We start from the raw sequence: 13543 nt of genomic DNA on the forward strand, positions 1-13543 counted from the left end.
GCTGCACCGCCGGCGTCAAGTTGGCGGTGCAGTTCGGGCAAGCGGCCCGCTTCCTCCTCACGCAGGCTCAGTGCTTGCGCCGCAACAGCAGGATGAAGAACACGCCACCGATGGCCGCTGTGGCGATGCCGATCGGCAAGTCCTGCGGGGCGATCAGCGTCCGCGCGCCCACATCCACCCAGATCATGAACAGCGCGCCGAGCAGGGCGCAGGCGGGCAGTAGCCGCCGATGCTCTGCCCCTACCAGACGCCGCGCCATGTGCGGTAGCATCAGGCCGACGAAGCCGATGGCGCCGGACAGCGAAACCAGCACTCCGGTCAGCAGCGCCGTGCCGACGAACACCCGAGCTCGCACCGCGCGGGTATCGAAACCCAGGCTCACGGCGGTTTGCTCGCCGCTCATCAGCGCATTGAGCGCCCGCGCCTGGCTCATCAGCAGCGCGAACCCGGCCAGCACGCAGAGCGCCGGCAGCCACAGCAACGACCACTGCGCCAAGCCCAGCCCGCCGAGCATCCAGAACATCACCGACGCTGCGGCATGCGGATCACCGGTATACAGCAGCAAGTTGGCCGTGGCCATCACGACGAACGACACCGCGACCCCCGCCAACAGTAAGCGATCACTTTCCAGTCGGCCGCCCCGGCTGGCTACCCGAGCACCAGCAGCATGCTGCCCAGTGCGCCGATGAACGCTGCCAGCGGCAAGCTGAAGACCCCGGCAAAAGGGCCGAGAAACAGCACCACCAGGACCGCGCCGAACACCGCTCCGGCACTCACGCCCAGCAGGTGCGGGTCGGCCAGCGGATTGCGGGTCACCGCCTGCAGTGCGCCGCCCACCAGCGCCAGGCCTGCGCCGACCAACGCGCCCAACATCACGCGTGGCGCGCGAATCTGCCAGACGATCTGCGCCTGGCCACGGCTCCAGTCTCCCGACTCGGCCAAGCCGACGTGGTGCAGGACGATACCCAGCACCTTGCCCAGTGCCACCTGGGCCGAGCCAAAGCCCAGCGACAGCAGACACGACAGCAGCAGCATGGCCAGCAGCGCCAGCATCAGCAGGCGATAGCGTGCGCAGTTGCGAATCGGCATCACCGCTGGGCCTCGGCGAATAACTCAGGATGCAGGGCCTTGGCCAAGACCTCGATCGCCTCGGCGTTTTGCACCGACGGCGTGACCTGCAGGTAGGACAGCACCACGAAGCGCTGCTTGCGGATCGCCTCGACGCTGGCCAGCGCCGGCTGGGCGAGCAGGAAGTCGCGTTTCTGCTGCCAGGTCGTCGGGCCATAGTCGACGATGACGATCACCTGAGGGTCGCGCTCTACCACACTCTCCCAATTCACATGGGTCCAACTGGCGGCCAGATCGTCCATGACGTTGTCCCCTCCCGCGGCATCGATCAGCGCCTGCGGCATTCCCAGGCGACCGGACGTCATCGGCCGGTCCTCGCCGCTGTCATAGAGGAACACCCGCGCGCGCTGAGGTGCGTGGGCGGTACGTTGCGCCACCTGCTCAATGCGCTGGCGCATGTGCTGCACCAGGGCAGCGGCGCGCTCGCGGACATCGAAAATCCGTCCCAGGTTGTCCAGGTCACGGTAAAGGTCATCGAGACTGGCGTGACGCTGAGGCATGATCCAGGAGCAGGACTCGCTCAGCTCGTACACCGGTATATCGAAAGGCGCCAGGGTCTGTGGCGTGACCGGACCGCCGATGCGCATGCCGTAGGCCCAGCCGGCGAAGAAGAAGTCGGTGTCGGCATCGAGCAGGTTTTCGACCGAGACATAGCGCGGGGCAAGCTCCGGCAGGCCGTCGAGCGCCTGGCGCAGGCTCGGATCCAGCGTCTTCCAGCCGCTGATGCCGCTGTAGCCGGCCATGTGATCGCGCAGTCCCAGTGCCAGCAGCATGCCGGTGAGGTTGATGTCATGGCTGACCGCGCGTTGCGGCGGGTGATCGAAGGTCACGTCGCGGTCGCAACTGCGAACGGTCACCGGGTAAGGCGCCGCCTGAGCGGCGAGGGGCAGGGCGGCCAGCAGGGCCAGGCAGGCGAACAACGCTTTCATGCGGGACTGATCCAAGTGATGCGTGGATGGGGCGCCAAAGGGTGGCAGTCGACCAGCGCGCGCACACCGAAGACCTCGGCCAGGCACTGCTCGGTGAGCACCTGCTGCGGCGTGCCGTGGGCCACTACGCGACCGGCGTCGAGCACGTACAACCGATCGCAGAAGGCGGCGGCCAGGTTGAGGTCGTGGAAACTGGCCAGCAGGCTCAGGCCGGTGCCGCGCAGTTGTTGCAGCAGGGCCAGTTGGAAGCGGGGATCCAGGTGATTGGTGGGCTCGTCGAGGATCAGCAGCCTCGGCTGCTGCACCAGTGCGCGGGCCAGCAATACCCGTTGTTTTTCACCACCGGACAGGCACGTGAAGGCGTCCAATGCGCGGGGCAGCAGGCCCAGGCGGTCCAGCGTGGTGTCGATCAGCGCGGTATCGGCGTCGCCATCGAACCAGCCTTGGTGCGGCGTTCGGCCCATGGCCACCACGTCGCGCACGCTAAGCCCGAAGTCTTCGGGAAATTCCTGCAGCATCACGGCGATGCGCTGGGCCGCCCAGCGCGGCGTGCGCTGCCAGATGTCTTCACCTTCGAGTCGTACCTGGCCGGCATCGGGCCGGCTGAAGCGGTAGGCACACCGCAGCAGGCTGGTCTTGCCGCTGCCGTTGGGGCCGATAAGGCCGACGAACTCGCCAGGACCAACGTGCAGATCGATGTTGTCCAGCAATGGCCGTGGCGCGCCGTGAGGCGACCAGTGCAGCGCGTGGAGATGCAGGGTAGGGCAGGACATGCACGAGCCGACCATCGCGGAATTGAAGATTCCCCTACGGCTCAGGTGCACGCGGGTGACGCGCGCCGACGCTCGCGAAAACCGGCCAGTGCCCGCCCGCCGCGGGAGTTGCCAATAGCTGCAGCAGGCCGGTCTCCGGGCTTGCGAGGAACCTGAGACATTCACCTTCCCATGCCCTGGGCACAGTGGTGTATCGAATATCTCGCTCGCCTACCGTTGCGGGGGCAGCGCCGGACTGCTCGCCAAGGGCGAGGCACCGGCTTCCCGTTTAATCCCCGACGCGGCGGCCGGGGACACCTGAAACAAGGGGCGCATCTGAGCATTTATGTCGGCCATGCGTCAACCGATCCGGCGCGCCTGGATCTGAAGGCCATGTTCCCGGCATTGGACGTGCTCGAGGGCGTGCGCTGGGTCGACCAAGGCGCCTTGGTCACCTCGGCCGGCATCAGTGCCGGTGTCGACATGAGCCTGCACTTGGTCGAGCGTCTTCACAGCCGAGCCTTGGCCGAGCGCACGGCCCGGCAGATGGCGTTCGACTGGACCGAGAACCCCTGAACAGCGCCAGGGGTTGCATGAACAGATTTCATTAATCGTTTCAGGATGTGTCCGGCATACTCCAGACGGTGAAGTGCACAACACCAAGAAGATTTACGCTGGAGAACCGTCTATGCCTGCGTCACCTCATGCCGCTCGGTCCAAAGCCGCTGCGGTGTTTCGCGTCACCTCGGGTAACTTCCTCGAACAATTCGACTTTTTCCTGTTCGGCTTCTATGCCACCCAGATCGCGGGGGCCTTCTTCCCGGCCTCCAGTGAGTTTGCGTCCTTGATGATGACCTTCGCCGTCTTCGGGGCAGGCTTTCTCATGCGCCCGCTGGGCGCCATCGTGCTGGGGGCTTACATCGACGACGTCGGTCGGCGCAAAGGCCTGATCGTGACGCTGTCGATCATGGCCAGTGGCACGCTGCTGATCGTACTGGTGCCCGGCTTTGCCACCATTGGCTACTGGGCGCCGCTGCTGGTGCTGATCGGGCGGTTGCTGCAAGGCTTCTCCGCCGGGGCAGAGCTGGGCGGTGTCTCGGTCTATCTTGCCGAAATGGCCACACCCGGCAAAAAGGGCTTCTACACCAGTTGGCAGTCTGGCAGTCAGCAGGTGGCAATCATCGTCGCCGCCGCCTTGGGTTATGCCTTGAACCAGTCGCTGCAGCCCTTGCAGATCAGCGAGTGGGGCTGGCGCATACCGTTCGCCGTAGCGTGCCTGATCATTCCCTTCATCTTTTTCCTGCGCCGCAACCTGCAAGAAACTGAAGCCTTCGAAAACCGCAGCCATCGCCCGACCATGAAGCAGGTGATCGCCACCCTCGGCCAGAACTGGGGCATGGTGGTGGGCGGCATGCTGATGGTGGCGATGACCACCAGCGCGTTCTACCTCATCACGGTGTATGCGCCGACCTTCGGCAAGACCGTCCTCAACCTGAGCACTACCGATGCCTTGTTGGTGACGCTGCTGGTCGGGGTGTCGAACTTCTTCTGGCTGCCGATCGGCGGCACGCTCAGCGACCGCTTCGGACGCAAGCCGATGCTCATCGCCATGACCGTACTGACCGTGTTCACGGCTTATCCGGCGCTTTCCTACCTGGCGCAAGCGGCGAGCTTCGCGCACATGCTGGAAGTGCTGCTGTGGTTCTCGTTCCTGTACGCGATGTACAACGGCGCGATGATCCCCGCGCTGACCGAGCTCATGCCGGCAGATGTCAAGGTCGCGGGGTTCTCGCTAGCCTACAGCCTGGCGACGGCCTTGTTCGGCGGCTTCACTCCGGTGATGTCAACCTGGCTGATTCATGAGACCGGCGACAAGGCCGCGCCCGCGTACTGGGTGACTTTCGCCGCGCTGTGCGCGCTGAGCGCAACGCTGGTGTTGTACCGCAAAATGGCGGTGCGCGGCCGGGTCGCCGCACAGTGAGTGCCGGTGCTGGCTGAGCCGGTCACTCAGTCAGCAAGGGGCGGCCACGGCCCTGAGCCGTGTCTTCTCCTCATCCAGGACCAGCGCCGTCTCGGCGCGTTTGACCAGCAGTGCCGCGTGCAATCGGCACTGCGTGCCGAAGCGGGCGGAGTCGATGTCGGTCAAGCTGATCAAGGCCTTGATCATGCGAATGTCGATTTCCAGCAAGCCCGCGCCGTCGCGAGCGATCAAGGTGAAGAAGTCGTCGAACAGGTCGTGTACCTCGACGCAGCGTACATGCACGCGCCGGCAGTGTTCGTCGATATCATCGGTGTCGGCGGGCTGAAGTGCCCATTTAGAGAAACAGCGCACCCCGCGCCCTATCACATCGATTACCGTACCGGAGTCATTGGTGGCCGGGGACAGGGCGCGCGAGGCGATCTCTGCCAGCACCGACAGGCCGAAACGCGGGTCTTGATCGAAGGTGCGGCGCAGACCCACGGTGATCGCGTGGCGCAGTTCGGTTTCCAGGTCGCTGCTGGCTGAGGACGTGTCGAGCAGGCGTGCCAGGGGCGCACCCAGGTGGACAAAGCTGCCAGGCAGTACCTCGAGGTAGATCTCGACGTCATGCCGCTTGGCAACCACCGCGAGTGCGCCCACATCGATGTGCTGGATATAGCCGGTGTCCACGCTGACGATCGTCATTGCCTGCGCGGGCAGGTCGAAGTCGACGGGGTAGGGGGCGGCCCCCATGAACGGCCAGCGGGCACGCTGCTCAAGGGCTGCGAGGGTCGCGCGCTCGACCCGGTCGATGGTTTCACCGACTCTGCCGAGCGTGGACAAGTGGTCGATCCAGCGCAGCAGGGTGTAGATGATCAGCACGATCATGACCAGGGTCACGGCGAACAACACGACCCGGCCTTGCGCGCCGTAAGCACCGGTACTCAGCGCGATGATGCCGACCAGACTGAACAGAAACGATCCAATGAACGTCGCAAGGGCGTTCTGGGTGGTGGAGTCCTCCATCACCAGGGTGGTCGCCCGGGGTGTGACGCCATTGCTGGCGGCGCTGTAGGCGGAGACCACGGTGCTCAGTGAAAAGGTGGTGACCGCCAGCATGCTCGAAGCGATGATGCTCAGGATCTTGTCGACCGAATCGGCGCCGATTTTCGCCGGTAGCGTGGGGGGTACGAAATCGCGCAAGGTGATGGCGAGCAGCGCGGTGATCACGCCGGTCAACGAGAACAACGTGGCACGGAACCACAGTCGCTTGGTCATTTGACCCAAGGCCCAGCGCCATCGAGCGATCATCGTTTTTTACCTATGCAGGTGAGGAACGGTGCGCCCTGTACAGAGATTGGCGCAGTGCCTGGTTGAGTGGTGCGGGGCGCTGAAAGTTTTATTGGGGATGGGCTGTTCTTCATGCTGAAACGATGGGGTCAATCGGCACAGGCACCCAAGTGCTCCAGCAAGCTTTGCATGGCTGGCGACAATGTCAGCCACTCTCGATAGACCACACACAATTGGCGGCGTGCCCACTCATCCTCGATAGCCAAGGTCGAGTATGAGTGGCGTCGTCGATGTCGGGCAGCGATGCACTGAGGCAAGATTGCCATTCCGATCCCCCGGTTGACCATCGTGCACAGTCCCTCGAGGGTCTTCATCTGGATGCGCAGCGTCAATCGACGGCCAAGGGCCTTGGCTTGATCCTCAAGGTGATCCTGCAGGGCATTACCCGAAGCCAGGCCGACAAAGATCTCATTAACCACTTCAAAAAAATGCACTGCTTTGCGCGTGGCGAGCGGGTGAGTGGCGGGCACGATGAGCACGAGGTGGTCCCGTGCAATTGGGCGAACACACAGGTCCGCAGCGTTGGAAGAATCAGACACGATGCCCGCTTCGATCAATCCCGCGGTGACCCCTTGCACGATCTCTGCGCTGGTTCGCTCGCGCAAGTCCATATGCAGGTGTGGCCGGGCAGCCAGCCAATCGGCAAGTCTCGGGGGAAGGAAATGGGTCAGTGCTGCCGTGTTCGCGTACAAGGCCAGTGTGCCGTGAGCACCCGATGCAAATCCCCTGAGTTCACCTTTCAGAACGGCTTGTTGTTGCAGTATGAGCCGAGCATGGTGGGCAACCGCTTCGCCCGCCTGGGTTGCGGTGACGCCGCGTGAATGGCGCTCCAGGAGGGCAACCCCTGCATCGGCCTCCATGCTACGCAGTCGCTCACTGGCCGATGCCAAGGCAAGGTTCGCCGACAGCGCGCCTTGCGTGATGCTGCCGGCGTCGAGCACACAGAGAAAAAGACGAAGGTCGGCTAGATCGAATCGCATCAACGTCTCCTTGACCCTTCGGACTGCCCGAAGGGTAGCGGAAAAAGTCCTGATTGTGCGCACCGGGTGCGATGGCCTTCAATCGGGGGATGAACGAGACCTATTTTTTAGTGGTGATGCTGACGCTGACTTTCATCGCCGCAGGGGCAGTGAAAGGCGTCACTGGTATGGGGTTGCCCACTGTCGCGATGGGATTGCTCGGCACCGAGATGCCACCGTCCTCCGCTGCCGCACTGTTGATCATTCCGTCATTGGTGACCAATGTCTGGCAGTGCGTATCCGGGCCAGAGACCTACCACTTGATACGTCGCTTATGGCCCATGCAGGCTGCCATTGCCGTGGGAACGCTGCCGGCAGCGGCATTGCTTGTATCAGTCAATCCGGCATGGTCTGGGTTTGCCTTGGGTATTGCGCTGCTCGTCTACGCGCTTTATGCCCTGTTCGCCACAACCTTCGTTGTTTCCCAGCGTGCCGAACGCTATCTCTCGCCGGTCATAGGTCTGGTAACGGGCGCCATCACCGGCGCTACTGGTGTGTTCGTAATGCCGGCGGTCCCGTATTTGCAGTCGTTGCGGTTGGAAAGGGACGAGTTGGTGCAGGCGCTTGGGTTGTCCTTTACCACCTCGACGGTGGCTTTGGCTGCGGGGTTGCTGCTGCATGGCGGTATGAAATTCGAGCAGGTGGGTCTTTCGACGCTGGCTGTCATTCCTGCGTTGGTGGGCATGTTCGTTGGGCAGTCCATTCGAACGCGGATCAGTCCGAAGCATTTCAAGCAGTGCTTTTTGCTTTTTCTGGCAGTGCTGGGGCTGGAGTTGGCCTCGCGGCCTTTTTTGTGATCAACGAGGCCGGTCCCGATCACGGCTGCACGGCGGTCTCCCACAGCACCGGCCAATCGGCATCGTTCAAGCCCATGCAGGCACTCATCTGAGCCGCATGACTGAGCACGAAACGTTCTCCGTCATAGCGCCAGCGTGTCGTTACGCCGCAGCCACCCATGCCGTTGGCCAACTGCAGACTGGTCAACTCGCCCGTTGCCGTATCGAATTGGACGCTGCCCTCGGGGCCAGGTCAGGCAACTGGGCGATCGTCTGGAAGGGCGCAGGCCGAACCTGTTCCGGGTGCGCCAGGGGCATCAGGTACAGCCGATAATCGCAGTTGTAGGCGCTGCAGCCGGTCTGCACGATCAATAGCGCTTGTTCGTCCGTCAGCGCATAAACCTTCCCGGTGGGCTCGTCGTCTTCGATGACATCTTGCTGCCAGTCGGCGCGGCTCGCAGCCATGGCAGCGTCCAGTAGCTGCTGCGTCTGCGGGGCACTCAGGGAGGACGGAGCGGTCCAGGCCGGCAACGTGGGCGTGGGCGGGGCCGGCGGCACGTCGCTGGCCGGCGCGTCTCCCGGCCGCGCGAGCGCGGTGACGGTACCGATCCGGCCCTGCACCTCATCCATCAACAACAGCGCAGCGGTCATGCCGATCAGCGAGGCGCTCGAGGGGCCATCCGACGTGCTGAAGGCCAACTGCCTGGCGTTGCGCAGTGCGTGGATGAAGGTCAGGGCATCCGCATCGCTCGCACTGCGCAGTTCAGGTACCTCGGTCACGTCGAAGTCCGCGCGCTTTCGCTCGACCAGCGGCATGCGCAGCGATTCGTAGTCGATCAGCGGATCGCCATGCAGGTCGTTGAAGCTGAAGACGCTGATGTGCAACGCGTCTTCAGGCCCGGCCTTGCGCACGATGCGCAGTGGAAAATACAACTCACCGAGCTCGGCGCTGGCAGGCCGGGTGGAGACGGCGGTGCAGGTGCGCACGTTGTCGCAGGTGACGTTCCAGTCCTTGATGTCTCGGGACAGCGGCGGCGAGTCGGCAGCATGGCCGGTAGAGGCGATCAGGCAGGTCAGCAGGGCGAGAAGACGGCGCATGGTGGAGGCGTGCGAATGGACTGGGAGCAGGGATTAACGCATGAACCGGTGTGGCAAGCAGCCTGGGTGAGCGATTCGCACAAGAATGAGGGGAGGGGTCACAGTCAAAATAGTCGCAGTCCGTCGATCGGATGGGGCTCGGCGCTTTCACGTCCTCGGCTCTCCAGGCTATGGGCTAGCCCCGGAGGCTGTGATAATGGGAGAGTGTCAGATTTTTTGTGTGCGGGCCGATAACGGCCTGCCGTCAGGCTGGCCATGCTTTTACCAGGTCGGCCTGATAAATCGATCTCCGTACAGCATCGCGAATTGATTCATCGCATTTTTCCAGTCATGGGCCGCTGAGCCCCAGTTTGCCGTGATGTTCCGCAGCCCCAGCCAGATCAGCTTGGTGGCGGCCTCATCCGTTGGGAAGTGACCACGCGTTTTGATGATCTTGCGTAGCTGGGCGTTGATGCTTTCGATCGCGTTGGTCGTATAGATCACTTTTCGAATGCCCGACGGGAAGACAAAGAATGGAATCACTCGATCCCAGGCTCTTCTCCATGCCGCAACTACCGTTGGGTACTGTTTGCCCCAAGGGCCGTTTTCAAAGGCATCCAGTGCCTGCTCAGCCGCCTCGGCGTTGATGGCCTGATAGATCGGCTTGAGCGCTTTGGCCAGATCACGACGCTTATCCCACGCTGCATAATCGAGACTGTTGCGGATCAAGTGGACAATACATGTTTGCAGCGTGGTGGCCGGAAACACGGCGCTTAGCGCATCTGGCATCCCTTTGAGGCCGTCGGTTACGGCGATCAGCACATCCTCAACGCCGCGCGTCTTAAGGTCATTGAAGACCTTCATCCAGAACTTCGCACCTTCGGTATTTTCGATCCAGATCCCGAGAATATCGCGCGTCCCATCGGGTAGAACGCCCAGCGCCAAGTAAATCGCTTTGTTGCGCACAAGCCCTTCTTCGCGAATCTTGACTCGCAGCGCATCAAAGAAAATGACCGGGTACATCGGCTCCAGCGGCCGCTGTTGCCACGCGCCGATTTCCTCCATCACCTCGGCCGTGACCGAACTGATGAAGTCGTGCGAAACATCCGTTCCGTACTGTTCAGAGATGAATGCGCGAATTTCCCGAACGGTCATGCCTCGGGCATACATGGCGATGATCTTGTCATCGAAGCCGGTGTAACGGCGTTCATGCTTGGGAATCAGGATGGGCGCAAAACTACCGTCTCGATCACGGGGGATATCCAGCCGCAGCGGCCCCTCTCCAGTCAGAACCGTCTTGCCAGTCCTGCCATTGCGCTGATTGGTTTCATCCTCTGGACGCTGCGCGCCCGGCAGATACCCCAGATGGTGACTGAGCTCGGCGTTCAAGGCCCGTTCGATCAGCGCCTTCTTGAATGCCGCAGAGGCATCTTCGATAGCCTCCGCAGTCATCAGGCCCTCACCGAACTGCTCAAGCAGCTCCTTGGGGATTTTTGGTAGGTCACGCAGGGGTTTCTTCTTGGTTGGCATACATGCACCTCTTGCTCATGTTATGCCCGAACACAAAATTTCTGACATACCCTGAAATCGAGGACATACTTGAACTATTCGTGATCCTAGGGGCCTAGGACTATCGGATGTAAAATCACAGATGGGCGCCCAAGCGCCTCATTCAGAACTCCTACTTGATACTACTGCTGAAGTCCCCGCTCTATTAATCGAACAACACGGTCTCGGCGCGCAGCCTCTGTCGCAACGCACAATCACCGACACCGCCAATACCGACGGCACCTTCCAACACGCCGTGCAATGGGCGGACAACGCAGGCCAGCAGCACCTGCAAGTCGATGAGCACTACGACACCGACGGCCGCGTCATCCGCCATACCCGTACCCTGGACACCCAAACCCAGGCCTACACGCTAGAACGCGACATCCTCGGCCGAGTCACCAAAGTCGTTCGGCCGGATGACACGACCCTCGAGCGCGCCTATGAGGGGTTCAGCAACCGCGTTCAGACCCTGACCGTCGACGGTAAGGTGATCGCGACGCAAACGCTCAGCCCTGTGGGCACGCTCACTACACGCAAGATTGGCAGCCGAAAATATGGGTTCGACGAACAGGCCATCACGCTCCCCGACAAGACCAAACTGCAGCGCGTGAGCGATGCCAAGGGCTCCCGCCTGGAGGTCGACGGCAAGGCGCTGTACAGCCAGACCCAGGCTGACGGATCGACGGTACTCACTGCTGCACCCGACTCACCCACCCATGCTGCCTGGCTGCACACCCTCGCCGCCGCCCAGGTACCCGGGCGGCGGCAAATCACTGAAAAAACTCCACGCGGTACCGTCAAGACCGCGGAGTGGCAGAGTCTGCGCGGGCAGCCAGTGGCTGCGCTGCGCGCCGACGGCTGCCTGCGACGCACCTTCCTCGACAGCCAAGAACGACTACTGCGCAGTTGCCAGGCGCATGAGGACGTGCGCTACCGCTATGACGCGCTTGGCCACCTGCAATCGCGGCAGGCGCATGCCCTGACCGGTGCCGGTCAATGGCAGGTCGACAGTGAACACGATGGTTTCGGCCGGGAGGTCGTGCGCACCTTCCTGCGCAATGGCGCGCCTTGCTTCAGCCAGCACATGACCTGGCGCGGCGACGGCCGCCTGACCAGCAAAGCCAGCTACCAGGGCAGCAAGCTGTTGCGCACCGAGCGCTTCACCTATGACCTGCTCGACCGCCTCGACAGTTACACGTGCGACGCCGCAACTGCGGCGCTTTGCCCGCAGGATGGCAATGGCACCCCGATCAAGGCGCAGACGTTCAGTTGGGACAGCCTGGACAACCTGACGCGCTGCATCAGCACGCCGTTCCAGGGCGATGCGGTCACACAGACCTTCAACTACGAGACGGCCTCGGATCCCACGCGCCTGACCTCGGTAAGCAGCGGTACGCAAAAGACCTCGCTGACCTGGAACAGCAACGGCCAGTTGCAGGTGGACGGCCACAAGCGCGTGCTGACCTACACGGGCGCCGGTCAGCTCGGCAGCATCAAGAACGACCAAGGCACCCTGCTCGCACGCTATGAATACGACGGCCTGCAGCGCCTCGCGGCGCAATACGACGAGCAGCAACAGACCACCCAGGAACTGCGCTATGACGGCGACGAGCTGATCGGCCAGGTGTGCTTCGACAAGACGGGCAACGCCACGGGCAGCCTGCACATTTCTCCGGGTCTGGCGCAATACGACGGCGACCAGGTGCGCTGGCTGATCGACGACCCCAATCGGGTATCGTCGGCCAGGTCTGCGGTACCGACCTGCAACTGGCGCCCCTGCTGCCCTTCGGCGAAGGGGCGGCGCTCAAGGGTCTGGTCAGTGGCTACAACGGCATGCGCCGCGATCCGGTGACCGGTCACTATCACGCAGGCAACGGCTACCGCTGCTACGACCCCAGCCTGCGCCGTCATGCCCAGCCTGACTGGCTGAGCCCCTTCGGTGAAGGCGGCCTCAACGACTATGCCCACTGCCCGGATCCGGTCAACCTGCACGACCCCAGTGGCGCGATCATGCTCAGCCGCTGGGGCAGGATCAGGAATTGGCCAACTATGCGCAGGTGCTGCGCGAGACCAAACCCATGCCGGTCGGCGGGCGCTGGCGAGGCCTGGCGCTGTCGGCGGTGCTGACGGTCGTCGGTATCGCCGCCTCGGTGATGACCGGCGGGGCCGCGTCGGTATTTTTCGTCGCGATGACGACCTGTGCGGTGCTCTCGTTCGGCTTCGAGGTCGCCTCGGTGCTGACCGAAGACATCAACCCCGAGCTTTCCCGAAAGCTGGGCTATGCGTCGCTGGCCTTCGGGGTGCTGTCGCTGGCCGAAAGTGCGCTGGGTTTGATCAAGAAGGTGCCGAGCCTGATCAAAGGGGCGATGCGGTCTACCCGCCAACTGGGCAAGACGCTCTCACGTCTCAAACCCGGTGCAAGGCTGTCGCGCAGCGCGGTGAGGCCTATGGAGTACGCCAGGCAGCAACTGGGTAATCTGCCGCCCGCGAACAGTGCTCGTTCGGGCGCGATGACCACGCTCAAGGCCGCCGGCCAGCAGTTGATCGATTACCTGGGTGAGGCGCCACACCTGAGCCTGAACAACCCACGCTATGCACGCATGGGCGCGTATGGCACGGCGCTGCGCCAGGCCCATCGGCTCAACAACTTCGCGACGGGCTCACGCAGCCTGAGCGCAGGGGCCTGGGTAACGGGCAAGGCGATCGAGGTGTACATCACGCGCGGTTCGATCGACGCCTTCATCGCCATGGCCAGCGATGATGCCTCAGGCCCCATTACGCCGTGGGGACGCTACTCCGTACCGCTCAAAGATCAGTACCGCTGGAATCACGGGGTGGCGGGCACTTGCTGACATGATGCTGCGGCATGGGGCCGGATGCGGCTCCGCCTGGGGCAACTGGCACCTGATAAAGATGCCAGTTGTCTGGGCCATAAAGGCGATAAGCAATATGCGACTAATGTAAACATACTGAAGGTAGCGGTATCGAGCTCGGCAACAGT

General features: G+C 62.9%; 11 protein-coding genes, 3 pseudogenes and 1 riboswitch. Of the genes and pseudogenes, 6 read left to right on the plus strand and 8 right to left on the minus strand.

From position 1 onward, the window contains the following. Positions 1–67: 67 nt before the first annotated feature. The 3 genes and pseudogenes from GKC70_RS11600 to GKC70_RS11610 form a co-directional block, all read right to left on the minus strand. Positions 68–1089: pseudogene (locus GKC70_RS11600) on the minus strand (iron ABC transporter permease). After that, positions 1089–2057 (minus strand): ABC transporter substrate-binding protein, encoded by a 969-nt coding sequence (locus tag GKC70_RS11605; RefSeq protein WP_342651412.1) that lies wholly within the window; start codon positions 2055–2057, stop codon positions 1089–1091. The pseudogene GKC70_RS11600 and the gene GKC70_RS11605 overlap by 1 nt, the downstream one beginning before the upstream one ends. Further along, entirely contained in the window at positions 2054–2830 is a 777-nt protein-coding gene (locus GKC70_RS11610; RefSeq protein ID WP_039583185.1) for an ABC transporter ATP-binding protein, read from the minus strand. The genes GKC70_RS11605 and GKC70_RS11610 overlap by 4 nt, the downstream gene beginning before the upstream one ends. 108 nt (positions 2831–2938) lie before the next feature. After that, a riboswitch (cobalamin riboswitch) is annotated at positions 2939–3146 on the minus strand. A gap of 44 nt (positions 3147–3190) precedes the next feature. On the opposite strand from GKC70_RS11610, the pseudogene GKC70_RS11615 reads away from it, so the two are divergent. Both GKC70_RS11615 and GKC70_RS11620 read left to right on the plus strand, forming a co-directional pair. Then, positions 3191–3385, plus strand: a pseudogene (locus GKC70_RS11615) (DJ-1/PfpI family protein); the annotation flags it as partial. Positions 3386–3497: 112 nt separating this feature from the next. Next, on the plus strand, positions 3498–4790 hold the full coding sequence (locus GKC70_RS11620) for an MFS transporter (protein ID WP_342651413.1): 1293 nt from the start codon (positions 3498–3500) through the stop codon (positions 4788–4790). 30 nt (positions 4791–4820) lie between these two features. On the opposite strand, the gene GKC70_RS11625 is transcribed toward GKC70_RS11620, so the two are convergent. Together GKC70_RS11625 and GKC70_RS11630 are read right to left on the minus strand one after the other, a co-directional pair. After that, the gene (locus tag GKC70_RS11625; RefSeq protein ID WP_342651414.1) at positions 4821–6080 is read right to left on the minus strand and encodes a DUF2254 domain-containing protein; all 1260 of its coding nucleotides are present in this window, start codon (positions 6078–6080) and stop codon (positions 4821–4823) included. 128 nt (positions 6081–6208) lie between these two features. Further along, positions 6209–7099 carry a LysR family transcriptional regulator gene (locus GKC70_RS11630; protein WP_342651415.1) on the minus strand — a complete coding sequence of 297 codons (891 nt, stop codon included), beginning with the start codon at positions 7097–7099 and terminating at the stop codon, positions 6209–6211. 89 nt (positions 7100–7188) lie between these two features. On the opposite strand from GKC70_RS11630, the gene GKC70_RS11635 reads away from it, so the two are divergent. Then, on the plus strand, positions 7189–7935 hold the full coding sequence (locus GKC70_RS11635) for a sulfite exporter TauE/SafE family protein (protein ID WP_342651416.1): 747 nt from the start codon (positions 7189–7191) through the stop codon (positions 7933–7935). A gap of 19 nt (positions 7936–7954) precedes the next feature. Here the strand turns inward: GKC70_RS11635 and GKC70_RS11640 are convergent, their stop codons facing one another. From GKC70_RS11640 to GKC70_RS11650, 3 genes are all read right to left on the minus strand, one after another. Next, positions 7955–8122, minus strand: coding sequence for a DUF1176 domain-containing protein (locus GKC70_RS11640; protein WP_342651417.1), 168 nt, complete (start codon positions 8120–8122; stop codon positions 7955–7957). Then, the gene (locus GKC70_RS11645) at positions 8119–9012 is read right to left on the minus strand and encodes a DUF1176 domain-containing protein (protein ID WP_342651418.1); all 894 of its coding nucleotides are present in this window, start codon (positions 9010–9012) and stop codon (positions 8119–8121) included. Before GKC70_RS11645 ends, GKC70_RS11640 begins: the two co-directional genes overlap by 4 nt. A 261-nt stretch (positions 9013–9273) precedes the next feature. Then, positions 9274–10521, minus strand: coding sequence for an IS256 family transposase (locus GKC70_RS11650; protein WP_342648733.1), 1248 nt, complete (start codon positions 10519–10521; stop codon positions 9274–9276). A 274-nt stretch (positions 10522–10795) separates the two neighbouring features. Here GKC70_RS11650 and GKC70_RS11655 point away from each other — a divergent pair, with 274 nt between their 5' ends. The 3 genes and pseudogenes from GKC70_RS11655 to GKC70_RS11665 all read left to right on the plus strand — a co-directional run bounded on the left by GKC70_RS11655 (position 10796) and on the right by GKC70_RS11665 (position 13394). After that, the gene (locus tag GKC70_RS11655; protein WP_342651419.1) at positions 10796–12394 is read left to right on the plus strand and encodes a hypothetical protein; all 1599 of its coding nucleotides are present in this window, start codon (positions 10796–10798) and stop codon (positions 12392–12394) included. Further along, positions 12361–12546 (plus strand): annotated as a pseudogene (locus GKC70_RS11660) (RHS repeat-associated core domain-containing protein); the annotation flags it as partial. The gene GKC70_RS11655 and the pseudogene GKC70_RS11660, both read left to right, overlap by 34 nt. 35 nt (positions 12547–12581) lie before the next feature. Next, positions 12582–13394 (plus strand): hypothetical protein, encoded by an 813-nt coding sequence (locus GKC70_RS11665; RefSeq protein WP_342651420.1) that lies wholly within the window; start codon positions 12582–12584, stop codon positions 13392–13394. Positions 13395–13543: the final 149 nt, after the last annotated feature.

The organism is Pseudomonas sp. REB1044 (genome assembly GCF_038813925.1).
Classification (GTDB): domain Bacteria; phylum Pseudomonadota; class Gammaproteobacteria; order Pseudomonadales; family Pseudomonadaceae; genus Aquipseudomonas; species Aquipseudomonas boreofloridensis.